This is a genomic window from Halodesulfovibrio oceani subsp. galateae (assembly GCF_055397225.1).
The window spans coordinates 3,474,413-3,500,841 of sequence record NZ_AP042453.1 but is presented as its reverse complement, the minus strand read 5'-3'; the positions used below and the strand labels follow the sequence as shown (position 1 = coordinate 3,500,841).

Annotated in this window: 24 protein-coding genes and 1 tRNA gene; 17 read left to right on the top strand and 8 right to left on the bottom strand. The window is 45.5% G+C overall.

From position 1 onward, the window contains the following. The first annotated feature begins 192 nt into the window (after positions 1-192). Positions 193-1,185 carry an NAD(P)H-dependent glycerol-3-phosphate dehydrogenase gene (locus ACZ5V1_RS15415; protein WP_464389592.1) on the top strand — a complete coding sequence of 331 codons (993 nt, stop codon included), beginning with the start codon at positions 193-195 and terminating at the stop codon, positions 1,183-1,185. A gap of 196 nt (positions 1,186-1,381) precedes the next feature. On the opposite strand, the gene ACZ5V1_RS15410 is transcribed toward ACZ5V1_RS15415, so the two are convergent. Together ACZ5V1_RS15410 and ACZ5V1_RS15405 are read right to left on the bottom strand one after the other, a co-directional pair. Next, positions 1,382-1,693 (bottom strand): tetratricopeptide repeat protein, encoded by a 312-nt coding sequence (locus ACZ5V1_RS15410; protein WP_464389591.1) that lies wholly within the window; start codon positions 1,691-1,693, stop codon positions 1,382-1,384. A 13-nt stretch (positions 1,694-1,706) separates the two neighbouring features. Further along, on the bottom strand, positions 1,707-1,976 hold the full coding sequence (locus ACZ5V1_RS15405; RefSeq protein WP_464389590.1) for a DUF2325 domain-containing protein: 270 nt from the start codon (positions 1,974-1,976) through the stop codon (positions 1,707-1,709). A gap of 195 nt (positions 1,977-2,171) precedes the next feature. Here ACZ5V1_RS15405 and ACZ5V1_RS15400 point away from each other — a divergent pair, with 195 nt between their 5' ends. From ACZ5V1_RS15400 to ACZ5V1_RS15385, 4 genes are all read left to right on the top strand, one after another. After that, a complete protein-coding gene (locus ACZ5V1_RS15400) occupies positions 2,172-2,759 on the top strand; it encodes a DUF1007 family protein (RefSeq protein WP_464389589.1) in 588 nt (195 codons plus the stop codon). 2 nt (positions 2,760-2,761) lie between these two features. Continuing rightward, on the top strand, positions 2,762-3,682 hold the full coding sequence (locus ACZ5V1_RS15395) for a nickel/cobalt transporter (RefSeq protein WP_464389588.1): 921 nt from the start codon (positions 2,762-2,764) through the stop codon (positions 3,680-3,682). A 309-nt stretch (positions 3,683-3,991) separates the two neighbouring features. After that, the gene (locus ACZ5V1_RS15390; RefSeq protein ID WP_464389587.1) at positions 3,992-5,797 is read left to right on the top strand and encodes a methyl-accepting chemotaxis protein; all 1,806 of its coding nucleotides are present in this window, start codon (positions 3,992-3,994) and stop codon (positions 5,795-5,797) included. Between the two features lie 330 nt (positions 5,798-6,127). Continuing rightward, positions 6,128-6,394: a hypothetical protein gene (locus tag ACZ5V1_RS15385; protein ID WP_464389586.1), complete on the top strand. Its 267-nt coding sequence runs from the start codon at positions 6,128-6,130 to the stop codon at positions 6,392-6,394. A 98-nt stretch (positions 6,395-6,492) separates the two neighbouring features. Here the strand turns inward: ACZ5V1_RS15385 and ACZ5V1_RS15380 are convergent, their stop codons facing one another. Next, positions 6,493-7,140, bottom strand: a complete 648-nt coding sequence (locus ACZ5V1_RS15380; RefSeq protein ID WP_464389585.1) for a tetratricopeptide repeat protein — start codon at positions 7,138-7,140, stop codon at positions 6,493-6,495. A 139-nt stretch (positions 7,141-7,279) separates the two neighbouring features. On the opposite strand from ACZ5V1_RS15380, the gene ACZ5V1_RS15375 reads away from it, so the two are divergent. From ACZ5V1_RS15375 to ACZ5V1_RS15360, 4 genes are all read left to right on the top strand, one after another. Beyond that, positions 7,280-7,471 carry a ferredoxin gene (locus tag ACZ5V1_RS15375; protein WP_464389584.1) on the top strand — a complete coding sequence of 64 codons (192 nt, stop codon included), beginning with the start codon at positions 7,280-7,282 and terminating at the stop codon, positions 7,469-7,471. Positions 7,472-7,816: 345 nt separating this feature from the next. Further along, entirely contained in the window at positions 7,817-8,281 is a 465-nt protein-coding gene (locus tag ACZ5V1_RS15370) for a chemotaxis protein CheX (protein ID WP_464389583.1), read from the top strand. A 418-nt stretch (positions 8,282-8,699) separates the two neighbouring features. Then, positions 8,700-9,368: an anaerobic ribonucleoside-triphosphate reductase activating protein gene (locus ACZ5V1_RS15365; RefSeq protein WP_464389582.1), complete on the top strand. Its 669-nt coding sequence runs from the start codon at positions 8,700-8,702 to the stop codon at positions 9,366-9,368. After that, positions 9,316-11,412 (top strand): ribonucleoside triphosphate reductase, encoded by a 2,097-nt coding sequence (locus tag ACZ5V1_RS15360; protein ID WP_464389581.1) that lies wholly within the window; start codon positions 9,316-9,318, stop codon positions 11,410-11,412. The genes ACZ5V1_RS15365 and ACZ5V1_RS15360 overlap by 53 nt, the downstream gene beginning before the upstream one ends. 930 nt (positions 11,413-12,342) lie before the next feature. On the opposite strand, the gene ACZ5V1_RS15355 is transcribed toward ACZ5V1_RS15360, so the two are convergent. Then, positions 12,343-14,016: an FG-GAP repeat domain-containing protein gene (locus ACZ5V1_RS15355; RefSeq protein WP_464389580.1), complete on the bottom strand. Its 1,674-nt coding sequence runs from the start codon at positions 14,014-14,016 to the stop codon at positions 12,343-12,345. 316 nt (positions 14,017-14,332) lie between these two features. Here ACZ5V1_RS15355 and ACZ5V1_RS15350 point away from each other — a divergent pair, with 316 nt between their 5' ends. Beyond that, the gene (locus tag ACZ5V1_RS15350; protein WP_464389579.1) at positions 14,333-15,592 is read left to right on the top strand and encodes an NOL1/NOP2/SUN domain family protein; all 1,260 of its coding nucleotides are present in this window, start codon (positions 14,333-14,335) and stop codon (positions 15,590-15,592) included. Positions 15,593-16,153: 561 nt separating this feature from the next. Here ACZ5V1_RS15350 and ACZ5V1_RS15345 read toward each other — a convergent pair. After that, on the bottom strand, positions 16,154-16,756 hold the full coding sequence (locus ACZ5V1_RS15345; protein ID WP_464389578.1) for a SagB/ThcOx family dehydrogenase: 603 nt from the start codon (positions 16,754-16,756) through the stop codon (positions 16,154-16,156). A 1,125-nt stretch (positions 16,757-17,881) separates the two neighbouring features. On the opposite strand from ACZ5V1_RS15345, the gene ACZ5V1_RS15340 reads away from it, so the two are divergent. From ACZ5V1_RS15340 to ACZ5V1_RS15320, 5 genes are all read left to right on the top strand, one after another. Then, positions 17,882-19,432, top strand: coding sequence for an ABC transporter substrate-binding protein (locus ACZ5V1_RS15340; protein ID WP_464389577.1), 1,551 nt, complete (start codon positions 17,882-17,884; stop codon positions 19,430-19,432). 176 nt (positions 19,433-19,608) lie between these two features. Continuing rightward, positions 19,609-20,586, top strand: a complete 978-nt coding sequence (locus ACZ5V1_RS15335) for an ABC transporter permease (protein ID WP_464389576.1) — start codon at positions 19,609-19,611, stop codon at positions 20,584-20,586. A gap of 3 nt (positions 20,587-20,589) precedes the next feature. Next, the gene (locus ACZ5V1_RS15330; RefSeq protein WP_464389575.1) at positions 20,590-21,501 is read left to right on the top strand and encodes an ABC transporter permease; all 912 of its coding nucleotides are present in this window, start codon (positions 20,590-20,592) and stop codon (positions 21,499-21,501) included. Between the two features lie 6 nt (positions 21,502-21,507). Then, complete coding sequence (locus tag ACZ5V1_RS15325) at positions 21,508-22,467, top strand: ABC transporter ATP-binding protein (RefSeq protein ID WP_464389574.1); 960 nt, start codon at positions 21,508-21,510, stop codon at positions 22,465-22,467. 3 nt (positions 22,468-22,470) lie between these two features. Further along, positions 22,471-23,499: an ABC transporter ATP-binding protein gene (locus ACZ5V1_RS15320; RefSeq protein WP_464389573.1), complete on the top strand. Its 1,029-nt coding sequence runs from the start codon at positions 22,471-22,473 to the stop codon at positions 23,497-23,499. Between the two features lie 117 nt (positions 23,500-23,616). Here ACZ5V1_RS15320 and infA read toward each other — a convergent pair whose 3' ends face one another. From infA to ACZ5V1_RS15305, 3 genes are all read right to left on the bottom strand, one after another. Continuing rightward, on the bottom strand, positions 23,617-23,835 hold the full coding sequence (gene infA / locus ACZ5V1_RS15315) for a translation initiation factor IF-1 (RefSeq protein ID WP_160712929.1): 219 nt from the start codon (positions 23,833-23,835) through the stop codon (positions 23,617-23,619). A gap of 78 nt (positions 23,836-23,913) precedes the next feature. Then, positions 23,914-23,990 (bottom strand) — tRNA-Met (locus ACZ5V1_RS15310). A gap of 230 nt (positions 23,991-24,220) precedes the next feature. Further along, a complete protein-coding gene (locus tag ACZ5V1_RS15305) occupies positions 24,221-24,883 on the bottom strand; it encodes a metallophosphoesterase family protein (protein WP_464389572.1) in 663 nt (220 codons plus the stop codon). 215 nt (positions 24,884-25,098) lie between these two features. On the opposite strand from ACZ5V1_RS15305, the gene ACZ5V1_RS15300 reads away from it, so the two are divergent. Together ACZ5V1_RS15300 and ACZ5V1_RS15295 are read left to right on the top strand one after the other, a co-directional pair. Then, positions 25,099-25,677 carry a 5-formyltetrahydrofolate cyclo-ligase gene (locus tag ACZ5V1_RS15300; RefSeq protein ID WP_464389571.1) on the top strand — a complete coding sequence of 193 codons (579 nt, stop codon included), beginning with the start codon at positions 25,099-25,101 and terminating at the stop codon, positions 25,675-25,677. After that, positions 25,668-26,420, top strand: a complete 753-nt coding sequence (locus ACZ5V1_RS15295; RefSeq protein ID WP_464389570.1) for a purine nucleoside phosphorylase YfiH/LACC1 family protein — start codon at positions 25,668-25,670, stop codon at positions 26,418-26,420. Before ACZ5V1_RS15300 ends, ACZ5V1_RS15295 begins: the two co-directional genes overlap by 10 nt. The last annotated feature ends 9 nt before the right edge of the window (positions 26,421-26,429 follow it).

Genomic DNA, 26,429 nt, shown 5'->3' with positions numbered 1-26,429 from the left:
TATGCCTGCTGCTTTTTCTGTCGCCTCACAGACATCATGGAACCCTTCTGAAAAAGCGGCTACTCATAAAAACTAGCCTTGTGGCTTAGCAAACGATAAGATACATGATGTCTGAAACAAAATGTAACCGTATACATTTTGTCATTAAAACTTTCTCAACATTACATCTAGATTGATTTTCTGGAGTCCTACATGAACGTTACCGTAATCGGTGGTGGCAGCTGGGGAACAGCCCTCGCTCAACTGCTTGCCGACAAGGGATATACAGTACCGTTACTCGTGCGTGACGATAAGCAGGCTGAAGCCATTAACAGCACACGGGAAAACGCTAAATACTTACCGAATGTGCCGCTCCACGAGAATATTACTGCAACAACCAACGCACAGACCGCACTCACAGGTGCGCGCCACATTCTTTTCTCTGTACCGTGTCAGGTATTTCGCAGCACGTTGAAAAAGTTTGAACCGCTCATCGATGATGGCACTACAATAATATGCTCCAATAAGGGGCTGGAATTGGATACCGGCAAAACCGTGTCTGAAGTTGTGACAGAAGAACTCGGACATAAAAATCCGATTTTCGCCATGCTTTCCGGCCCTTCATTCGCAGCAGAAGTTGTGCGCGGTATGCCGACAGCAGTTGTCTTAGGTTGCTGCAATCATCAATGTGGCAAAGAGTTACGCGAAATGTTTTCCAATGAAAATTTCCGTGCATACTCATCAACAGATGTGCTCGGTGTTGAGCTTGGCGGGGCATTCAAAAACGTTATCGCCATCGCCGCAGGCATGTCCGACGGATTACGGTTCGGCGCAAACGCACGCGCTGCGCTCATCACCCGCGGTCTTGCAGAAATGTCACGCCTCGGCGTTGTCATGGGTGCGAAGGCAGAAACATTTATGGGGCTCTCTGGAATGGGAGATCTCGTATTAACCTGCACTGGCGACCTGTCTCGAAACAGACAAGTCGGGCTCAAGCTCGGCCAAGGCAAAACCATGGATCAGATCCTCGACGAAATGCATCAGGTCGCTGAAGGGGTAAAGACAACAACTGCGGTGCACAGGCTTGCCCAGCGCCTTAACGTTGAACTTCCTATCACCGCGACCATGCATGCCATTATCCACGATGGAAAAAATCCGCACGTCGCATGGCGCGAACTTATGAAGCGTGACCTGCGAGAAGAATAGCCGTTTAAATAAACAAAAAGACGATAGCATTTAGCTATCGTCTTTTCGAACTTTTTCCATATATCATATGTCTGTGAGGAGGATAAAGGTTAATCCATGACCTTTCGGCATTCCCTTTTGTAAATATTGTACACCGAGACGAGAGTTGTGTCTAAAAAAATCGTTAGGTTGTGCAAGTTTGTCTCGATGAATGTACTTAAGCCTGTCCTACACGTGCATCATGCAAGTTTGCTTCAATAACACGGTAGAGTTTATTCTCGGTTCCGATTGTTCTGGTAATTGTTGTGAGTGCTTCATCAAAATAACCGGCGGCTTCATTCGTTTTGCCTTGCAAATTCAGAATAATACCAAAATTATTTTTAAGCTTTGCTGTGTAGGTATCTACCCCGAGCTGTTCTGCTCTGCGAATAGCCTGATGCATCATAAATTCTGCATTCATGTAATTACCATCAGCCATAGCTGCCATACCTGCTTTGCTCAACGCACCAATTTCTCTTGCAGCACACATTGTAATTCCCCTTTTATCGTAAAACCTGCTTAAGCGTGGAAACACCGCAGGAATGAGCCATATGAATCGGAATATCTTTAGATTTTGCGTATTGTACAACTTCCCGGCGGGCGGCATGTGAAACTTTATTGGTAAACAGGATAACCATATCAGGGGTTCCCATTTTACCAGCTATGGAGTTCTCCTTTCCAGTAAACACCTTCAATTTCACACCCTGACTTTTTGCTGTGTTGATATAATCACGTCTAAGTCTGTCCATTCCGCCTATTAACGTTGCGCACATAACGCCTCCAAAATGTATTCCGGCCTCTTCGTTACCCCTTGTTTAATTGAAAACGATTTTCAATGTCAACTAGAAAATGCTTTTTTTCAATCCATCTCATTGGTATACGAATGAGAATATGCCTAAATATCGGCTAAGAACCCCATATATTGCCCCGTTACAGCGCAAATCCACATTTTTACAAATGGTCATGATATGAGAACTGCCTTATCCTTGCTTCTAATCCTTTGTCTTTGCAGCATGGTATTTACCCCACGCGTCGCAAAGGCACACCCGCATGTATTTATCGACAGCTCATTGAATTTGCACTTTGAAAACAGCAATCTGAAATCGATTGATGTTGTTTGGACATTCGACGATATGTCCAGCGATCTGTTTTTGATTGATCTAGACACAAACGCTGATGGTGCGTTGACTCAGGCTGAATGGAACAAACAGCGTCCAGATATTGAAAGCTATCTTGCAGAACACAGTTTTTTTGTTCACATAATGCTTAACGGTGAAAGAGTTTCGCTAAAAAAGATCACCAACTTTGTCGCGATCTTTGAAAAAGGAACACTGAAGTACAAAATGAACATTCCGTTTTCCGTTACAAAAAAAGATTCAGCGCAAAAGATGCAAATCGCAATTTTTGACCCGTCTTACTACTCAGATTTTTATACTGCCCTAGAGGCCGTTGCTGTTGATGGAAAAAAAGATCTACAGCTTACTATTGATGAAGCACCTGAACTTGCTTTTTTTCAGGGACAAATCATCCCTACAGCCGTTACGTTTGAGTTTTAGTCATGCAAAAACTTTTTCTCGCAACACTACTATTGCTCCTAATGATAACTGCGGCTCACGCCAGTCCATTTACGGGTAAGCATAGTGCAAGCAAAACAACCGTTGAGCAAACAGAACTGCAACAACACAAGGCAGGATTCTTTGCGCTGCAATATTCAAAAATGCTTCGCAACGTAAACCTTGCCCAGCGCGCCTTGCGCTCAAAAATGACAACTCTGGGTCGTGAAATTAAAAAGAACCCGAACGGGCAAGCCTTCTGGTCTTTTTTATTGTTCTCTTTCCTCTATGGAATAATTCACGCGCTAGGGCCGGGACACGGCAAATCCATTGTCTTTTCCTACTTTCTGGGCAGAAAAGGAACGTTGCTTAAAGGCGTCCTCATGGGACATCTACTCACAGCGGTGCATACACTTTCCGCTGTTGTAGTCGTCCTTGGTGCGTATTTTCTGCTAAATCTCAAGGGGAGCCGTGCGCTTTCATCCGCCAGTGAACCACTGAAGATGACAAGCTACTATCTCATAATCGGACTGGGTATTTTCATACTGCTGCACGCACTGTACGAAGCAGTTTCGCGGTATCGTAAAGATAACAGCATAAAAAAAGAAGCCGACAATAAAGGAATCATCACTGTTTCCATTATTTCCGGCCTTGTACCATGTCCTGGAGTTGCGCTTTTGCTTTCCTTTGCACTAAGCCTAAACTTGCTCACTACTGGCCTTCTTGGCGCTGTGTTCTTTACTATGGGGATGGGAATTACAACGTCACTTTTTGGCATTGCCAGTATTCATTCTCGAAAAATGCTTATGCACGTTGCAGGTAAGAGTTCCACTGCTGTTGCCGTACTCCACACATCATTTTCAATTATTGCCGGTACCGTCATAATTGCTACAGGTTGGCTGCTTATTGCAACATCGCAATTCTAACACATCAATATAGCTAAAAATCATACACGCCGCTTCGAAAGAAGCGGCGTTTTTTTATGTCCATTTTCTTGGTTCCACGACCAGAGAAGTCCACACTTTATGGGTGAAGTGTTAGTCTCAATAACTAATGTATTATTTATTTTTACCTTTAATTTTAAAATCTTATTGACCTTTTAAAAAGATAAGAACAGAAAGACATCAACGGTAATAGTTACAGTTACTATTAGCGATAATGAGATTTGTGCAATTCAGCACGTGACAATAATTTTTTACAGGCCGTTGTAAACGGCGCGTACCATGGAGGGGTTTATGTTACGCAGGTTTACCATTCAGCACAGAATTTTTTCATTACTGCTCATAAATATGTTGTGCATTGTCGGGGCATTTTTCCTTTTCTATATGACGACGCAACACATACGAGACTATTCCGTGTCGACGGCAAAAGAAGAGATGTTTGAAGGACGTCAGGAGTCCATCAAGCTTGCAGTGGACAGTTTAGCATTCTTATTAGCGAAGAAAATTGATGGAATGCCTAAAGCCGAACAGCAAACTGCTTTGCAATATGCAATTAACGACCTTCGGCACGAAGATGACAACTCAGGATATTTCTTCATTCTTCAAGATGGAAAATTTGTAGTATTTCCGCCGAATCCTCAGAGAGTTGGGGAATCCGTAATCAATTTTCAAGATTCCAACGGGGTAATGTTCAACAAGGAACTCGTAGCCAAAGCACAAGAAGGGGGGGGCTTTGTTGAGTACATTTTCGATAAGCCGGGAATGGGAAAACAGCCTAAAATCAGCTACGGCACGCACATCGGCAACACAGACTATGTTATCGCGACAGGCGTTTACATCGACAATATTGCAGTAGAAGGCGAGGAAATCAGCAACACAATCACTTCCATGGTTGATAAAGCATTCCTCGATAGAATTATCCTCTTCTGCGCCATTTTCGCTGTGATCATTCCATTATGCATTATGATTTCACGCAGTATCCTCCGCCCTCTCTCTTTGGCGACAGAGGCAGCACAGGAAGTAGCTTCCGGTAATCTGGATGTTCCTATCTCTGTTGACGGGCAAGACGAAGTGACCAGCCTTCAGCGCTCTTTAACGCAGATGGTGGATACATTTAAGCACGACAAAAAAGAGATGGAAAAGAAAGAGGCTGAAGCACAGAACCAGACCCAAATTGCCCGCCAAGCTGCTCAACAGGCTGAAGACGCTATGGCACAAGCTGAAATCGCCACTAAGGAAGGTATCCTTACGGCTGCATCCACTCTTGAAGGCTTGGTACGAAGCATGAACAGTGAAATGGGGTCACTTTTCGATCAGAACTCAAATATTCAGCAAGGCACAAGTTCCCAGATGACCCGTATCGGTGATGCTGCAACAGCAATGGAAGAAATGAACGCCACCGTTCTGGAAGTTGCCCGTAACGCAAGTGAGGCTGCTTCTGAAACCGAACGTTCCCGCGTTATGGCACAGCAGGGGGCTGATGCAGTAACAGAATCCGTTGCAGCAATCACACAGCTGCATGCACGCAGCGAAGAGCTTAAAGGTAATATGGCGACACTTGATGCCCAGTCTGAATCCATTGGTGACATCATCAATGTCATTAACGACATTGCGGATCAAACCAACCTGCTGGCGCTCAACGCCGCTATTGAAGCAGCACGAGCCGGTGATGCTGGACGAGGTTTTGCGGTTGTTGCGGACGAAGTTCGCAAACTTGCTGAAAAAACCATGAATGCAACTCATGAAGTAAGTAAGAATATCAAAACAATTCAGGATCTCGCCAAGCTCAACGCACACGGCATGGATGAGACTCTTGAAGCGTTTGAAAACGTACAAAGCTTATCCAGCAAATCCGGCGAAGTGCTCAGCGAGATTGTACTTGCTGCGGATTCTGCAGCTGAACAGGTACGCTCAATTGCAACGGCAGCAGAGCAGCAGTCAGCAGCGTCGGAAGAGATTACTCGAAGCGTGGAAGAAATTGATTCAATTGCCCGCGACAACAGCACACTTGTTGATAGTTCTGCCGCCAACACAGAACAGCTTGTTGCACAGGCTGAAAATCTCAACAGTGTAATTGAAAAATTGAAAGCAGACGCATAACACGCACGGGGGAGACCGAGGCGGTGCCTTGCTTGGTTAGTGTCAATTTTCTGAATCACCACCTATAACGAAAGGGGATGAGTAAATTTCTACTCATCCCCTTCTTTTTGTTAAGTTCACACACATCGGTGCTGTTTCAACAAATCCTAAATCCGACATTAGTCTATCTATGCTTCGATTTTGGATTTTTATTTCTACTTTTGAAGCATTCTTTGAGGTCAATCTACATGAAAAAAGATTTATAAACGATCCTGTCTTTATGTTTCTTAACTCGGCGCGTTTTTTGCTTAATATTCTGTAAGCAGAAATTTTTACCGCAGGAGAATACATATGCCACCTATCAATGGTGTCGGACAAGATGCCTTTTCATTCAAGCTTGGCAACCTGATGAGTGCAACCAACCAGAAAGTTCAGGAACAGCAGGCAACCGCAGCTGCACCTGTACAGGCAGCAGCAATGCCGACTCGTACTGAAACCGAAACGGCAAACATTGCCTACGGCAATACCATGTCAGCCCTCGAAAATGGTCAGCAGCCTTCAGGTCAGACAGGCCATGCGCTTGATCCTGCACGTGTTGCAGCTTTGCTGGACTTCTAAGTTCACATAGTTTCAGGGGGTGCTCTCGCACTCCCTGAAGATACAAAAAAAGCGCATTGCAAGTGCAATACGCTTTATAGCTACATAGCTTATGGTTACTAAGAGTAATCGCCCTGCAACTGCGCCTTTAATTTGGCAGCGCCGACTTTATCCCCAGTACCAACAACAGCATCAAGCAGAATTCGTTTTGCCTTCCTGGTATCAGGATCAACGGAAACTGCTTTTTTTAAATATCTTACAGCCATTTTAGGCTGTTTACATGCCAGACACCACTCGCCGATCATGCGAAACATGCTATGTTCATCAACATACAACGCTTTTGCTTCTTCAAACGCCTCTGTTGCATCTTGCAGCTTGCCACCGGAAAGATATCTTCTTCCCCGATTTAACGCCTTATCAAGTGTCATCTTGCGATTAAGCTGCTGTTTATAGGATTCTGATTCCTCAGCTTTCTTTAATTCAAGAAACAGCTTCACGAGACTGTCGTGAACCAATTTCTCATGCCCTTTCGCGTACATGATACCGCGAGGAAATCTTTTTTTAATTTCGGTTACTCTATTCATGTTGTGCAGCACTTCTTTAAGTGCAGAGTCCACCGTGATCCTATCAACTCCGGTAACCTTTCCTGCAAGAACGAGCCTCAGTGACGCAATGACAGAGGCAGTTGCTCGCAGGACATCATGTCGCTGGAAATAAGCTTTAGCTCGGGCAATATGTTCTTTTGCAGCTTTGGAATCATCTTTCATACAGTCACCTTACAACATTTTTTTGAATACAAAGTCACGATAGTAGAATAATACTGAAAGTCAAATATCATTGTTCGAAGACCAAAGCGTGCTATTCACAAAAGTATCCTCAACAAAAAACTCTTAACTGGAGATTGATATGGCTAAAAAGTTACGCATTGATGAAGAAGAATGTATCGGCTGTGAATCCTGTGTAGAGCTTTGTCCTGCTGCCTTTGAAATGAACGCGGATGGTGACAAAGCAATTGTACTAAACGAAGACTGTACAGACGATTGTGTTGATGAATCAATCGACACCTGTCCAGTTAACTGTATCATGTACGAAGAATAGCTCGTTTTTCAAGACACAAAAGCACTGTCTTTACAAAGACAGTGCTTTTTTATTGCGCATTGAATATAAACGACGAGATATGAAACATTATCGGCGTATTAACATCTCTTAATACCTTTTGCTTTACCGCAAACGGCTTCTCCTGTAGAACGGCCTAACGTTGTAACTATCACATTTTTCTACCTTTGGTGGATAGAGCCATCCCACAGACGTTACTGTTACGAATATAATTTTTTTATGTACTTTTTTGAAAAAGAAGAAGTTATCGACACGTAATGAGTCTTTTGTGGCGCCTTCAACTCAAAAAACTCATTTATGTACCGCGGTACTGCCATAGGAGCTGCTATGAATTCTGACGTTACTTTTGCTAAACCTTTTATTAGCGCAACAAACAACGTACTTACCACAATGGCTGGTATCACCCCTGTTCCAAGTGCACCGTTTGTAAAAAAAGACAACATTGCATGCGGCGATGTATCTGCGATTATCGGCATTACTGGAGAAAAACGCGGAAGTATTTCTGTAACCTTCACAAAAAAATGCGCTGTTGCTCTTGTTCGCGCAATGCTCGGTGATGATGTGCAGGATATTATTTCTGACACAAAAGATGCTGTTGGCGAAATTTGCAATATGATCTCAGGGCAGGCACGAGCCGGTCTTGCAGACATGGGCTATAAATTTGATGGGTCAACACCATCTGTCATTATGGGTGACAATCACACAATCAGCCATGTGACTTCCAGCCCGGTTATCGCTGTTCCATTTTCCACTGCTCATGGTGAATTCACCATTGAGTTCTGCTTTGGCTAATTGCGTAAGCATTACAAGCTACTAGCACAAATTTACATGAAAAACGCTCACATTTGTATGTGAGCGTTTTTTATTACACAGCATTAACTCAGCTATTCGCAATGGTTTCACGGCATGATACAATGTTTCACGCTGTTTTTGCACACCATTTCCACAGCCTCTTGTCTGATTTTGACACATCGTTATTACTTTTTTTTTGCAAGCAAACCTGTTGAGATGTCTCACTTCTAATCGATACAATAGCCTGATCGAAAAAAAGTCTATTGCTAAAAAACTGTCAGAATGAGTATTATTTACTTCTTGCGACTGAGTAATCTACAACGCTCACTTAGTCGAATTATTCCTGTTATTTTAATTAGTTAAAAGATATGTGGCAACGCCTTCACATATCATGACACACACATTTGAGGATTAAAGTATGGCTACTGCTTGGTCACGTGTTTTTGGTTTTGAACGGGTCAGTCTTTGCGATTGGCCTGGTATGAATGCAAGCGTTATCTTTTTAGGTGGCTGCAATATGCACTGTCCGACTTGCCACAACTTTAATCTCGCTTGGCATAGCGACACAATGGATGTCATTCCGCAAGACGCAATTGAGTCATACCTGACCAAACGCGCACGCTGGATTGACGGTGTCGTTATCACTGGGGGGGAAGCAACCATTACACCGGGACTTGCTGATCTTATTAAAGATCTTGGCAAGCTTGGCATGCCTGTCAAAATGGACAGTAACGGCATGCGTCCGGACGTATTGAAACAACTGCTTGACGAAGATCTCGTTAGGCTTTTTGCGGTAGATGTTAAAGGCCCTTACCAGAAATATCCTGTGCTTACCGGTGGTACGACATCCCCAGCAGAAGCAGAAGAAAACCTCTCTCAGGTTTTCGAATTAGCAAAACAGTATCCTGACAAGTTCCTGTTCCGCATTACTAAAGTGCCTGTGCTGACAGATGAAGACATTCAGGAAGCTGAGAGCTACCTACCGGAAGGCTTTACGCTTAAGCATCAGGAATACGTTCCCCCAAGGAGAGAGCATGCCGAAACAGATTCTGAAGCGCGACGAGTGTCTGGAGACATGGTCGCTTGAGCGAATTGCATATGCAATCCTCAAGGCACTTAAAGCTAGCGGAATTAAAGATCCGCTTCTTTCAAAGAGACTTGCCCGAAAAGTTGAGCTAAAACTCGGAGCGCAAGAAATCGCGCCACAGGAATTGGTACAGGACACCATTGAGAAAGTTTTAATGGAGTCTCGCCTGTACCACGTTGCAAAACGGTTCATTATCTACCGTGAACAACGCAGACAGTTACGCGAGCATAAAGCCGCGTATCTGGACATCAAAGAGACCATCAATACCTATCTGGATAAAGCAGACTGGCGTGTAAACGAAAACGCAAACATGACCCACTCATTCCAAGGGCTCATGCTGCACCTTTCCGGAACATTGCAAGCCAGATATGCACTGGAGAAATATCCGGAAGAAGTACGGCTTTCACATGAGCACGGTTACTTCCACATACACGATCTTTCTTTCGGCCTTGCAGGGTACTGCGCAGGCTGGAGTCTCAGAGATCTCCTGCTCGAAGGCTTCAACCTTGAAGGTCGTTCAAGCGCTGGACCTGCTCACCATTTTGACGCTGTGCTCGGTCAAATGGTTAACTTCCTCGGTACGCTTCAAAATGAATGGGCTGGTGCTCAGGCGTTTAACAACGTTGACACCTACCTCGCACCGTTCATCAGACACGATGGTCTTACGTACAAGCAAGTACGTCAGGCCATGCAGAAATTTATATTCAACCTGAACACCACGTCACGTTGGGGCGGCCAAAGTCCGTTCACCAACCTCACTCTTGACATTGTGCCTCCAAAACACATTGCGAAAGAAGCTGTAATCATCGGCGGTGTTCTTCAGGATTCAACATACGGCGACTACGTTGAAGAAATGGCTATGATCAACAAAGCATTCCTCGAAGTTATGCTTCAAGGCGATCATCACGGCCGTATCTTCTCGTTCCCGATTCCGACATACAACGTCACTACAGAGTTCCCTTGGGAAACTGAAATCGGTGACTTACTTATGCAGCTTACAGCCAAGTACGGTGTTCCGTACTTCCAGAACTTCATCAACTCTGATCTTGATCCGGAAGATGTTCGTTCTATGTGCTGCCGTCTGCAAATGGATCTGCGTGAGTTACGCAAAAAAACCGGCGGCCTCTTCGGCGCAGGCGACCTCACAGGTTCCATCGGCGTTGTAACACTCAACCTGCCTAAACTGGCATACCTTGCGAACAACGAAGAGGACTTCCTCGATCTTATTACTGAATACGCAGAGCTTGCTAAAGACTCCTTAGAGTTCAAACGCAAATTCATTCAGGAAAACCTTGATCGGGGCATGTTCCCTTGGTCTTCCCGTTACCTCAAGAATGGTTTTAAAGCACACTTCTCCACCATCGGTATCATCGGTGGTCACGAAGCATGCCTCAACCTTCTTGGTAAAGGTATCGAGACAGAGGGCGGAGTTCGCCTCATGCAGCGTGTGCTGAATCATCTTCGTGATCTGACATCAGGTTACCAGGAAGAGACAGGAACCCTTTACAACCTCGAAGCAACCCCTGCAGAGGGTACAAGCTACCGTCTCGCACGCCTCGATAAAAAACTATACGCAGACATCGCAGCATCAGGTAACGGTACTCCGTACTACACCAACTCAACTGCGCTGCCTGTAGGCGCAACAGAAGATGTATTTTCAGCACTTGAGCATCAGGATATGCTGCAACCACTTTTCACCGGCGGTACTGTATTCCACACATATCTCGGCGAAGCTGTGTCAGACCACGCAGCGTTGAAAAAATTCATCGTTAAGGCGTTTACCAAAACAAAGTTACCGTACATCTCCATCACACCGACATTCTCAGTGTGCAAAGATCACGGGTACATCGCCGGTGAACATTTCACCTGCCCTACATGTGACGCGGATACCGAAGTATACACTCGTATCGTCGGCTACTACCGTCCGATCTCACAGTGGAACAAAGGTAAGCAGATGGAATACGACGACCGCGTTTGCTACAACAGCGCGCCAGTTGATACCGGTGCTAATGTTAAACCTGCTGTAGTGGAAGAGGCTGTTTAGAACGGGTAATAGCTTCCGGCGGGTCTTCGACGAGCCTCCGGCGGCTGGGCTGAAACTTTTTGAAAAAGCGGTAGTTGTTCTCGAAGAATGAGAGACTACAAATAGCGACAGTGTAACAGGTTTCCCCCAGACCCCTTTCAAAAACTTTTATTTGCGAGGTCAGCACGTTTTTAATGCGACTTTGCGGCTTATGCCTCACTACCTTTCTGAACTAAAAAGTGGTGGAGTTTAGAACTCCACCACTTTTCTTTTTTATGAGTAAGAAAACAAACAATAGAGAGCTGCGCTTTTCAAGAGAAGAGCGCAGCTCTCTTTTTTTGCAAAAATACCTAAAAAAATCTTATGCACATTTCTAGGAACAAATTACTGACACCCTGTGCAAAACTTTTTAAGCCCGATAGCATCACTACTTTTCACAACAGTCTAATTTTAAGACTGTTTTTTACTCTACCCGAACTAATTACATGGACGACTTATTGACATAGTTAGGAACATTTTACGAACAGGCTGTGCAAAACTCAGATAATTGCCCAAAAATAAACAACTTTAGTTTACTTAAAGTTGTTTTAGTTTACTTAACTTTCTTTTTAGTCACTTTCGTCTCATTTGAGTCACTCTATAACACTTAGGTTCTCTTCTGTGCGATCTCGTTCACTCGCGCTTAACATTATATATGATCGGACTGCTACATGTTGCTACATGCCGGTGCCTGCTGGTGCCTGTTTCAGTATGTCGCAGCCTGTTGGTATCATCATGAATATTGTCACATGTAGAACCTCTGAAAGCTTAGTTGTTCAGTGACGATGGGGACTAGTCACGCCCGTAAGCAGAAGAAAAGGAGAGACAAGTGAAGAAAGGATCGGCTAAGCAAATCCCAAAAAAAATCCCCGCTGCCGAAGCAACGGGGACATAACAAGCTAAGTAAGCTTTCTACTGTTCCTGCGAGAAATCGCTGGAAGCAGGAGTATTAGCGTCGGTTTTAGCAAGATCAAGCGGGTAACCAAGAACCATGGTTTTACGAGCTTCGAAGCCAGTAGCACCCGGGTGGGTGTTAATACCAACAACCAAGTCCATGATACCGTCGTTATCGAGGTCGGCAATCTGGTAAGCCATTACGCCACCTTTAATACGACGAGTTTTCCACTGTAAGCCAAGGCCAACACCGTCCCACTGCAAAGAGTGAATTTCACCCTGAGGGAAGAAACGGTAGCGGTCGAAGAACTGAGCAGCAACAGAAATAGGCTTGTTAACCAGAACTTCGTATTTTCCGTTGTGATCAAGATCTTCTACAACGAACGGCATTGGAATGTAGTATTTGGAAGGAATAAGGAGCTTATCTTTACCAAGGCCAGGCATTGTGTCGTCATTCTCGATGCTGACAGTACTACCGGAGTACGCAACAGGAGAAGAAACAATGCGGTTGAACTTGGAGTTAAAAACAGCAACTTTTTCGCTATCAGGAAGAAGAACAAGCACTTTATCGCCGTCTTCTTCGTCAGGTACCCATGCAAAGTTGTACAGGTTTGCTTTTTTAGGAACAGCTACACGTCGGGTAGAAACAACTTCACCGTTGATGAATGCAAGCTCATGTACGCCCGGTGTAAGCACAGTGCCACCCTTACGAGTTTTCTGGCCAATGAGAGTTGGCAAGTAAGTCGGAGGAAGAGGCAGAACGTTTACAAGCATTTTAATGCTAGGCGCAAACTTTACAAGCTTGCCGTCCTTCAGAGCGTAGAAGAATGTCAGCGAAGACTGATCCTTGTCCATTGCACTTACGATAAGTTCTTTCACGCCATCACGATCTAGATCGCTAGCACGAACTGTTAACAGCTCATAACGTCGGGATGGTGTTACTTCTGCAACAGGAACAAGAGTGTTATTATCGAAGTTGAAAACGCGCACGATGCGTTTGTCAATCAACACAACTTCGTTTTTCTTGTTACCAGTCAAGTCAGCTACAACCATGCCGTGTGCAGCAAAACGCAAAGCGTTTGAGCGCAGACGGTTTTCAGAATTGCTACTACCAGCGTAACGGAACTGAGGGTTCAGATAAACTTCCTGATTTGCAGATGTCTGGTTAACAGTAATCGCAGGGTTCATCTGATTAACACGGTTCTTAGCCTGTTCAACAGCCTGTGCGCGTGCATCAGGACGGTCAAATACTTCTGTATTAATCGCACCTGCAATGTTCTGCAGGGTAGGAATCATGTCATTAAGTGAACTGGAAGCAGAGCGTGGCCAAACAGTTCCGTCTCTATCAGCAACACGAACGTCCAAAGAAGACTGGTCGCCAATAATGTTCACGCTACCATATATAAGGTAGTCAACGCCGGCATCTGCGAGAGCTTTCTGTGCTTCTGCATTGCTCGTAGGAGCAGTAATGCCATCCAAAGCAATAGCATCAACAGGGATAAAGTTATCTTTCCAGAATAAACGGGAGCTGAGCATTTGCGGAATCGCACGCTCTAAATAGGTAAAAGTCTTAGGGCCGTTCACAGAAAATGGAACAATACCAAAAGTTTTTGCCCCCTCTGCAAACGCTACAGAAATGCTTAACATCAGCATAAGCACTGCCAAAATTACAGTGCGCATAACAGATTGCATACGATCTCCTTAAAAAATGATTGCCGGATAAGCGTATTTATCCAGCTTAGTCGCAAGGTTACGCGGAAAAGCATATCTGTATTGCAACGTACAGAAGGTTTGCCAAAGCTTTTCCAAAAGGACATCGCAGCCTGTAAAAACTGCTACAATGCCTATATCTAATCTTTTTTGTATGAAATTTTGTAAATCGTTTAACAAAAAAATCTCATTTCGCCTAGTCAGCTTCCCATCCATAATATCACTTGATCGATGAAGCAACCATAAGGTAGAGCGGCAAGCAGAATTTTAAAATAAATTGGATTGAGCAGGAGACTTTGTGACAGTAACAACCTCATCCCGTTCTTTCAGGCTTGTTTGTACACCTGAAGAGCGACCACTTGTAGAAGAGCTTTTGCGCGCGCAGGGCTACGACTTTGATCCAGAACCGTTTTCTGAATGGTCCCGAAAAATTACCAAAGAACCAAAACCTCTTGGTTCAAGTCTCGCTGCATTTTTCGGACTCATTTACATTCAGGACAGATCTTCAATGCTGCCACCGGTTGTGTTGAACCCTGAAGCTGGAGATGCTGTACTCGATATGTGTGCAAGCCCGGGCAGTAAAACAGGTTTTCTGGCTCAATTAGTAGGCCCGACAGGTTTTGTTATGGGCAACGAACCCAGCAGAAACCGCCTTGCTACACTGCGCCAAAATCTTTTTACAATGAACTTGCTCCATACCGCCACCTGCTCATACCCCGGTGAAAACTTTCCACTGCCTTCCGGCGGATGGAAAAAAATTCAGCTCGATCCACCTTGCAGCGGATGGGGAACCGTAGAACGAAACCCGAATGTCCTCAAGCTCTGGCAGGGCGACAAAGTTAAGCCGCTCATTGGCATTCAGCGCAAATTACTTCAGGAAGCGTTCCGACTTCTTGCTCCCGGCGGAAAAGTTGTCTTCTCAACCTGTACAACTAACGTTCAGGAAAACGAAGAACAAGTTCGCTTTGCAATAGATGAAGTTGGTTTCAAGCTCCAGCCTATTACGCCACCGGCAGGCTTTACTTTCGAAGAACCTTACCTTGGTGGCTGCGAAGGAACACTTCGCGTTGATCCGGAAAAATCCGGCGCTCAAGGTTTCTATATTGCCGCCTTCACAAAACCAGAAGACGCTGAAGCACCACAAGAGTTCGAAGCCGGTCTTAAAGCTGACATCATGCCTCGCAAAGCACTCAGCATGCCGGGCGTTGAAGCAGGACTACTTCCGGAAGGGGAACTCGCGCATGTTCGCGAAGCCGCTCTCTTCCTGCCGCAGTATGCTCTCGATAACTTTCCAGAGGCTTTCCGATGGAGAGGCTTCCCGATTGGCAAAATGGCCCGCGGTGAAGTACGTCCGTCACCAAGGTTACGCGCCCTCATGCCTGAATATGAAGAAGGCAACGGCATCAACCTTGAAGAAACCGAACCAATCGAACGGTTGCTTACCGGTCAGTCCATGCAGGTAAAAGCAAAAGGCAAGGAAACCGGACTCTACTTTAAAGGACTCCGTCTCGGACGCCTTAAAGTTAAGGGCAACCGTGTGCTTTGGAGTGAGAAGTAAAAAGAACGCCTCTGGCGTTTTTGTTTATGTCTTCGACGACTCTCCGAGGGGGAAGGGCTCAGCCCTCCACCCGCAAGGGGCTCGCCCCTTGACCCAATTTATACGCGATCAACTCTACAATTGATTACGTTGGAAGCCGCGAACACACGGACTTTCGAATGCGGGAAGGCTCTCTATATAGAACCAAGTGCGTTCTATGGAATTATTACTGACATATTGTTCTGTTACAGAATTTTTTACAGAACAACTAGTTAAGAAACAGTAAAGGGCTGTCCCATCTTTTGGGGACAGCCCTTTTTCATTCAAATATCTTAAATAAATACGTCACCCCCGAAGGGTAATGTGTTCGCGCCTACCAACATAAGCACTCGCAAATTACCACGCGAATAATCGGGGTTAAGGGGACAAGTCCCCTTGCGGGGTGCTTGCGCCAGTAGCCGTTCACGAGGAACGAGTGCTATGGATGCCAGTCCCTTGTGGAGGGGCAGCGCCCGCCTGCCCGCCGGAGGCAAACGTCGTAAACAAAAAACCGCCTGCCTGCCAGAGGCAAAAAATTTACGATTACTCGAAATCTTTCCAGCCGATCGGCATAACGATCATCGGGTTGTGCTCAGGTGGCAACTCAAGAAGTTCCATGAGATGTTCTTCTTTAAACGCACCGACTGAGGTCACACCGAGTCCGAGCGCTTCAGCTTGCAGATAGCAGTTTTGTGCCATGTGTCCTGCTTCAAAGAAGGTGTACGCCACACCGCGTTCGCCAAATTTTTGAGAAATACGGTCGAAAGCTGCTGTGATCACGAGAATGGCAGGTGCTTTTGCAATCCAATCCTGTTCCATGCAAACTTCAGCAAGCTCTTCACGTAAATCGCCTTCTTCCACTTCTTCGAGAGAGTGGCCGAGAGCTTCATAACGGTATACACCCGGCTCCAGCCCTTCAACATCACCGGCGACAACGTAAAGCTCCATTGGATACATTGCTGCTGGAGACGGAACGGTACGGCGGTTCCATGGTCCCTCTTCGCTCACACCGTAGGTTGCCCACAATACTTGTCCGAGGGAATCCGGCGTCAGCGGTTCGTCTGCAAACTCACGTATGCTGCGACGGTTTGCCAACGCTGTTTCAACGGAAAGAGGTCCTTCCATACTTGGTTCTGGAAACTGCATATATATTCTCCTTACCCACACGCTTTGTCGTTGCGCCTGTGAGCATTTCGTATCTTTATTGTGTTTGAGTGATACAGTTGATCGAATAATCCCGCAAGAGGCACCTCATGCCAAATCATAATTCCCGTCTGCAGAATACTTTTCAAATTCGACATACCCATTTCATACACTAACAGCCACCTTGCAGACCAGTATGTAGTACAACTCATACTTTAGGATGACTCAAACCTTGCTGCAACAAACAGCCTGTCTGTTTAAAACATCATCGACGGCTTCATTGACAAAATGTCTGTATAGAGAAGCAAAAATCTACCTTTTTTAAGCAATGGATAAAGCATCAATGTAACAATATTGTACAAACCAACATGTTAGTAAGTTTTCGCTCCTGTAATAATACTTTTGCATTTTTCTTCATATACGGTAATTTTTGCATTATACATCACTATCTCTCAGTTTTTCTTTGTATTCTTTTAAAAAAAAGAAAAAAAGTATGCGTTTTTTACTGTAATTACGACGAGAGCTTTGTATTTTTCTGCAAAATTATGCAGTGGCGATTCTTTATTTACTGTACGACCTCTACAAATAACAGTGGAACTCAGAGAACATTTTACTTTCATCACAGTGTGATGGCGCAAAATGTATAGAAAAGTTGTTATTTTCCAGTATCTGTTGTACTAAAATCCGCACGGCGAATAGTTTCTCTTTCCTTACCCGCTTGGTTTTCATAACTGTTTACGTAAATGGTAATTATTGAAAACTACATGGTTAAAGTACGTCCTTGTATATACTGAGCTACTATTCCTAAGCATTCCCCAGACAGCACGGACTTTTTTTATTTTCGACGTCAGCCAAGACGATTGCACTTACCTGCTGTTTTTTAAGAAAAAACCGAAATAAGGCTCTATTGCGTGTTTGCTCAAAGAACTACGCCGCAAACCCGCGTCATTAGCCACAATCGGTTCTCCTATCGCAAAAAAGCTTGACTTAAAAAGGTCTGACAGGTTTTTATTTCGAGCTTTATATATTGTTTACGGTGTCGCTGTGTATCAAAATGCGCACTTAAACAATTTTGTGGTCTCTATATGTTTTAGGTTGTTAGAAGTATTTCTAGTTTGGAGGTTTCGGATGAAACGTTTGTTCACGGTGCTTGCTCTCGCCGCTGTTTTAGCATTTGCTGCAGCGCCAGCTTCCGCTAAGACTTTACGCTTAGCTGTTGATGCTGACCCTGTATCACTTGACCCGCATGTGCAGCTTTCCGGCGGCATGCTTCAGTACTCTCACTTAGTATTTGACCCGCTTGTACGTTGGAACCATGAAATGGGCTTTGACCCTCGCCTTGCAACTAAATGGGAACGCATTGACGACAAGACCATGCGTTTTCACCTTCGCAAAGGCGTAAAGTTCCACACCGGTAACGAATTTACTGCTAAAGACGTTGCGTGGACTCTTGATCGTCTCAAGAAATCCATTGACTACAAAGGTCTTTTCGAAGTTTTTGAACCTGCAGTTGTTGTGGATGACTACACTGTAGACCTCAAAACTAAAGTGCCTTACCCGCTCCTTATCAACATGGCTACCTACCTCTTCCCAATGGACTCCAAGTTCTACACTGGTAAAGATGAAAATGGTCAGGATAAAGGCATCATCGGCAAAACCGGTCCTGCATTTGCTAACACCCACGCTTCCGGTACTGGTCCTTTCACCGTTGCTGACCGTGAACAGGGCGTTAAAATGGTTTTCAAAGCCAACCCTAACTACTGGACTTCCCGTGGTAACGTTGACGAAATCGACATGCGTCCTATTAAGAACGAAGCTACTCGCGTTGCTTCCATTCTTTCCGGCGACGTAGATTTCATCATGCCTGTACCTCCACAGGATTACGACCGTCTTGATTCTGCTGATAACGTAGACCTGATTACCATGCCGGGTACCCGCATTATCTTGTTCCAGATGAACCAGAAGCGTAACAAAGCTCTTGCGAATCCTAAAGTTCGTGAAGCTATGGCATACGCTACCAACAATGCTGGTATCGTTAAAAAAATTCTCAAAGGTCGCGGTACTGCAGCTGCCCAGCAGAGCCCTAAAGGCTACCAGGGCTACGTAGCAGATCTTACACCTCGCTACGACCTCAAAAAAGCTAAAGCTCTCATGAAAGAAGCTGGTTACGCTGACGGTTTTGAAGCAACTATGATTGCTCCTAACAACCGTTACGTTAAAGATGAGCAGATCGCTCAGGCTTTCGTTTCTATGATGGCTCGCATCGGTATCAAAGTTAACCTCAAAACTATGCCTAAAGCACAGTACTGGGATCAGTTCGACGCACGCGCTGCTGACATTCAGATGATCGGTTGGCACTCTGACACCGAAGACTCCGCAAACTTCACCGAGTACCTTGCAGTTTGTCCTAACAAAGAGACAGGCGCAGGCCAGTACAACTCCGGTGAATACTGCAACCCTAAAGTTGATGAACTCGTAGCTCTTGCTAACTCCGAAACTGACACAGCTAAACGCCATGATCAGCTTCAGGAAATCGAGCGCATCCTCAATGCAGACGCTGCATTCATTCCACTTCACTGGCAGGATCTTTCCTGGGCCAGCGCTAAAAACCTCGAGAACGCTCGTGTGGTAGTAAACGTAATGAACTACCCATACTTCGGCGACCTCGTAATGAAATAGCATTCTTCGGGGCGGCGCAAGTCGCCCCGATTTTAATGATGGATACAAACAGGCTCCGCCTGTACTGCTCAGTTCTCCGCCACACAGCGGGAACCATATGAACCGACCTTTGTGCCGGTTCTCTTCGGTTTTAAGAGACTGGGTTTTGGATTAACTTATAACCCCCAACACCCCATATGTTTGCTTTTATTGTTCGAAGAGTGACACAGGCGTTGATCGTCATGTTTGTCATATCCATCATCGGGTTCGGTATTAAATATTCGTTCGGTGATCCAATTCGTGAGATGGTCGGCATTAACGTTTCCGCTGCAGAGCGTGAAGCGTATCGCGACCAGCTAGGCTTGAATGACCCTGTAATGGTTCAGTGGGTACGGTTTGTAAAAAAAGCAGTGCACGGCGATCTTGGCCGTTCCTTCTTTTACCGCAAGCCAGCTACTGAGGTAATCTTAAAAAAAGCTCCAGCGACCTTGGAACTTGTTATCGCAAGTGCCTTGATCGTTATTCTTCTCTCTGTGCCTATCGGCATTTATGCAGCAGTTAAACCCCGTTCATGGCTATCCAGACTCTTTATGGGTACCAGTATCGTCGGGGTATCTATTCCTGTATTCCTCACCGCACTGCTGCTCATTTATGTTTTTGCAGTTGAACTGCACTGGCTTCCGTCCTATGGACGCGGCCCTACAGCAGAACTTTTCCCTGGTTGGGAAAGTAACTTCTTAAGCTGGAAGGCGTTTAGACACATCATCCTTCCATCTGTTGCACTATCTTCAATTATGCTTCCACTCTTCATCCGTCTCATCAGAGCTGAAATGGTTGAAGTTCTTCAGACTGAATACGTTAAATTTGCCCATGCAAAAGGTCTTAACCCGACCCGCGTTCTTATGGTGCATGCATTTAAAAACACCCTTCTTCCGGTTATCACCGTGGGTGGCGTACAGCTCGGTATTATGATTGCGTACACAATCCTCACTGAAACAGTATTCCAGTGGCAGGGTATGGGCTTTATGTTCATTGAAGCTGTAGAGCGTTCTGACACAGCTTTACTTGTTGCGTACCTTGTTTTCGTTGGTGTTCTTTTTGTAATCGTAAACACCATCGTGGATGTTATTTACGGACTGGTTAACCCAATGGTCCGTGTTTCGGGGAGGAAGTAATCCATGTGGCAAAAATTTAAGGATTCATACTTTTTGTATAGCTTCCGCCGTGACCCTGTCGCGGTCTGTAGCTTCCTTGTTTTAATGATTCTTCTTGCAATGGCGATCCTTGCACCGCTGCTTGCAACACAGAACCCATACGATGGTGCAGCAATTGACCTTATGGATGCTGAAACCCCGCCAATGTGGACTCCGGACGGAATGAGTGCCTTCTGGCTCGGTACCGATGCACAGGGACGTGATATTTGGTCTACCATTTTATATGGTACACGTATCTCGCTTCTCATTGGTATTGGCGCAGTTGTCTTACAGTCTGTCCTCGGAATTACTATCGGCCTGACCGCAGGTTACAAAGGTGGTCGTATTGACTCCTTCCTCATGCGTGTTGCCGATGTTCAGCTTTCTTTCTCATCCTACATGGTTGCGATCTTCTTTGGAGCAATCTTACAGGCTGCATTAGGCGTGTCCCGCTATGCAGATGTTGCTGTTCCATTTCTGATTTTTGTTATCGGATTCTCTGAATGGCCGCAGTACGCACGTACTGTCCGAGCCTCCGTACTGGCAGAGAAGAAAAAAGAATATGTTGAAGCTGCTCGCGTTATCGGTCTTCGACCAACTCGAATTATGTTCCGTCATATTCTTCCGAATACGCTGACTCCTGTTCTCGTTATTTCTACAGTTCAGGTTGCTAACGCTGTAATGAGTGAAGCTGCGCTTTCTTTCCTCGGGCTCGGTATGCCTGTTAACCAGCCTTCACTCGGCTCTCTCATTAAATCAGGCTTTGCCTACTTCATGAGTGGCAGCTGGTGGATTACCCTGTTCCCGGGACTCGTTCTCGTGCTGCTGGTACTTTCCATCAACCTGCTTGGCGACTGGGTCAGGGACTTCCTGAATCCAAAACTGTACAAGGATTAAGGAACAATGGAACACCTTTTAGATGTAAAAAATATGGTTGTTCAGTTTCGTATGCGTGACATCGCGCTTACGGCTGTAAATAACGTTTCGTTTTCAGTAGATAAAGGCGAACGCCTTGGTCTTGTGGGTGAATCCGGCGCAGGCAAATCTGTTACCGGCTTCTCCATTATCAACCAGATCTCCAAGCCGGGCTTTATCGCCAGTGGTTCTGTAATATTCGAAGGTGAGGACATTGCCCAGATGAACAGCAAGCAATTGCGTTCCATCCGCGGCAATCGAATCTCCATGATTTTTCAGGATCCGATGATGACACTCAACCCTGTTCTGACTGTTGGTCAGCAGATGATTGAAACTGTGCTTGCACACAGTAAGTTATCAAAAAAAGAAGCTGAAAAAATCGCGCTGGAAAAACTGCGTAAAGTGTACATTCCTTCACCGGAAAAACGCTTAAAGCAGTACCCGCACGAATTTTCCGGCGGTATGCGTCAGCGTATTGTTATTGCAATTGCATTGCTGACAGAACCTGCGCTTATTGTTGCTGATGAACCTACTACTGCTCTCGATGTAACCATTCAGGCTGAGATCATGGATCTGCTTCTCGAACTTTGCGAGAAAGATAACATGGGTCTTATCCTCATCACACACGACCTTGGTGTTGTGTCTCAGGTTACAGAAAAGATTGCTGTTATGTATGCCGGACGTATTGTGGAGCTGGGCTCAACAGACACAGTCTGTTCCACCCCTACCCATCCGTACACTCAGGGGCTTATTGCAGCTTTACCGGACGGCGCTGAAGGCGACCGTCTTAACCAGATTCGCGGCTCAATGCCTAGCCTTACCAATATTCCTAAAGGCTGTGCATTCAACAACCGGTGCGACTACTGTAAAGACATCTGTTTTGAAGTGGTACCGGAGCTCGAACTTAAAAAGTCCGGCGTCCTTGCTGCCTGTCATGTAGTGGAGTAGGCGATGAGTAATACACCTCTTCTTAAAATTAAGAATCTAGTAAAACACTTCGATATTTCCGGCGGATTTCTTGATCAGCTCGGATTTGAAAATGGCAAGCTTACACGTAAGAAATCTATTGTTCATGCTGTGAACGATGTGAGTTTTGAAATTCAGAAAGGTGAAACCCTTTCTGTTGTAGGTGAGTCCGGTTGTGGTAAATCAACCCTCGCACGTACCGTTATCGGTCTGTACGAGCCAACTGGTGGTCAGGTATTTTACCGCGGCGAGCGTGTGGACAACAAGTCCGGTGCAGACCGTAAAAAATTCCGTACCGCTGCTCAGATGATCTTTCAGGATCCATACGCATCTTTGAACCCGCGTATGAAGGTTTCACAGATTCTTGAAGAACCTGTACGCTTTCATTTTCCTGAATACACCGATGAGCAAGTAAAACAGCGTGTGGCAGACGTAATGGAACAGGTTGGTATTAACCCTGTTTGGGGCGTACGCTATCCGCACGAATTCTCTGGCGGCCAGCGTCAGCGTATTTCCATTGCACGCGCACTTGTTCTCAAACCTGAGTTTATCGTAGCTGACGAGCCTATTTCTGCGCTCGACGTGTCCATTCAGGCACAGGTTCTTAACCTGATGATGGACTTACAGCGCGACCATAACCTTACGTACTTGTTCATCAGTCATGACTTGTCTGTTGTTGAACATATCTCAAACAGAGTTGCTGTAATGTACCTCGGTTCCCTGTGTGAACTGGCAGACGCAAAAGAGCTGTTTGCTAATCCGCAGCACCCGTACACCAAAGCACTGTTGTCTGCGATTCCGCGTATGGGCAAAAAAGGTTTCTCTCACATTAAGCTTACCGGTGACGTTCCGACCCCGATCAACCTGCCTACAGGCTGTGTTTTCCATGGTCGTTGTCGCCTTGCCAACCAGCGCTGTGTGAACGAAGTTCCACACGCAATGACACTTGATAACGGCACCCTCTGTGCCTGTCATGCTGTTCAGGAAGGCCGCTCAATGCATATTCCTTCATAGTTACAGGAGGAGCTTTGCTCCTCGCTATACTATAGAAATAACAAAGCCCGCTCTAATTAAATTAGAGCGGGCTTTATTCGTTACGCTTAAAAAAAACGAACGCCTTATATGTCGAACCTAACGAGGACGGAAGGTAATACGACCGCGAGTGAGGTCATAAGGTGAAAGTTCTACAGTAACTGTATCTCCTGGCAGTACGCGAATACGAAATTTACGCATTTTACCGGAGATGTGGGCGAGACATTGATGACCATTTTCGAGGCGAACGAGAAACATTGCGTTCGGCAACGCTTCCATAACTTCACCGTTTACTTGAATGGCTTCTTCTTTTGCCATGTGCGATCTCCTTATCGTGAGTTAACGCCGGGAGTACATAACAGAATGACCCCCCTGCATAGCAGGGGGGTCAAATATTGGTAGCGGGGACAGGATTTGAACCTGCGGCCTTCGGGTTATGAGCCCGACGAGCTACCGAACTGCTCCACCCCGCGTCATAGCTTGTTTACGATGCGGTCCTTGCTCTGAAAGCAATTCCCTCTCGAGGTGGACATAACTATACGTGACGCCTGCAACTGTCAACATTTTTTTTTTGAAAAAAATACCTGCACTAAGTAACATGACACATTTATAGCTATTAACATACTATATTCTTAAAACATCCACATGGTACTGGCTGCACTCTATATAAATTTTTTATACACGCGCGCATCATGCCAGGTCGTTACATCATGCAAAGTTCAGCATGAAGTGTAGAATCTTTTACTGTAATCTTTGCATATCCCCCATCAGACAACATACCCGTATTAATCACGGTAGTTTTACCAATGGAATCTACAGAACGTGCTTCATGAATGTGCCCACACAGAACAAGCTGCGGCTGTGCCTTTTCAATAAACGCACGAATTGCTTTACTGCCAACATGCACGCCATTTCCCAGATCATCACAACTTGTATCAAACGGAGCATCGTGTACCACCACCACAGTTGCATCGTACTGCACTGTTTTAGCGTATGTTTCGTCCAGCCATTCACCAAGAGTGTCGTCCGGTGTCTCGGAAACTGTATTAAACGGGGTAATACTGGAAGTTCCTACACCCATGATGGCAACTTCCGGTGTAAGCTCGGCAACAGAACGGTGAATATTACAGCCCTGCTCCTGCAAAAATTCTGTCACTTCCGGCTTATCCATATTCCCGATCTGTGCATAGATAACAGGATTGATGGCAGCTACCGCATCAATAACACGACGAGCAGCAGGAACACCTTTTGCCATGGTCAAATCACCGCTGATGATTACCCCGCGTGCCTGCGCAAGCTCGGGAATATCTTTTAGGCGTGCAATCTCATCATGAATATCACCAATACAAATCCAAAAATCGCTCATAGATAGCTCCGTAACACACAGTATTTTAATAAATTATTTTCTGCACACATAGTTGACGTAAAAGAGATCATTTGCAACCGTTGGAAGCTATTTTTCTCTTTGAGCGTGTCTTGATATATCAAAGCCGTTGAGTATCTGCGGTACAAGTGCTAGGCAGAGTTGAAGAGAATTTCATATTCCTTACCTAATTCTTAATTTTTCTTCAGGAGTGACCGGTGACAAAAGCAAAATTGCGCAAAAACCTCCTTGATCAACGAAAAAATCTTGATGAGCTTTTCGTGCAGGAAGCCTCCATCCGTGCACAGCACCATTTAATGGCTGATGATGTGTGGAAAAAAGCACAGCAAGTCATCATTTATTCTCCTATCCGCAATGAAGTTCGGACAGACTTGCTGTTAAATGACATTTGGAGCTCCGGCAGAACACTCCTTCTGCCTCGATGCGATGAAGAATTAGGCCAGATGTCCCTTGTCCATTGTGAAGGGGAGCATGATCTTGAAGAAGGAACCTATGGAATTCTCGAGCCACGCAGCCACTGCACTGTTATTGAATACAATTCCCCAAGCTTTACACCTTCCCTAGTTATCGTTCCCGGCGTAGGGTTTGATACCGCCGGAAACCGGCTTGGATTCGGAGGCGGATACTACGACAGAATGTTGCATAAACCGGCTTTTAATCATGCAACCTTTGTAGGATTGGCTTATTCTTTTCAGGTAGTCCCGGCATTAGAATCTGACCCTTGGGATCAGGCAATGCATGCTTTATGCACCGAGGAGGCTTTGCGATGGCTTTAAACGGAATTGAATTTGCGTTCCCCGGCATTTCCCATGTGCGCTGTTTCTTTCAAAGCCGCCTAGGCGGCGAAAGCACAGGCGCGTTTATGTCCAGCAATATTTCTTTGGATGTGGGCGATAATCCAAAACACGTTGTATACAATCGTATACGCCTGCAAAAAGAACTGGGAATCCATTCATGGTGCGAATTAAAGCAGGTGCATGACGACACGCTCGTCTTTGATCCACCGGAAACTCCCGCAGGAGAACCTGCAAGACTGGAAGCAGATGGCAGTGCAACAGACAAAATTTCCAAAGCGCTCGTCATCAAAACAGCAGACTGCCAACCTATTCTTCTTGCCCACAAAAGCGGCAAATACATAGCCGCTCTCCATGTCGGATGGCGTGGAAACCGCATTGCGTTCCCCGTTTCCGGAGTACGCAATTTTTGTAAGCAATACGGCATTAAGCCAGCCGATGTTTTGGCAGTCCGTGGCCCGAGCCTTGGCCCTGCCGAGGCACAGTTTGTTAATTTTGAGCATGAATGGGGCGTAGAGTGGGCGGACTGGTTCAGCAAAAAGACAAACACAATGAACTTATGGCAGCTCACCAAGCATCAACTTCACCTTGCCGGAATCCCGGAAGAGCAAATTTTCGGTCTTGACCTTTGTACCAAAACGCTTGAAGACGAATTTTATTCCTACCGTCGGGATAAAGTTACTGGCAGACAAGCTGCCGTTATCTGGATTGAGCAGGAACTGTAGCAGGAATAA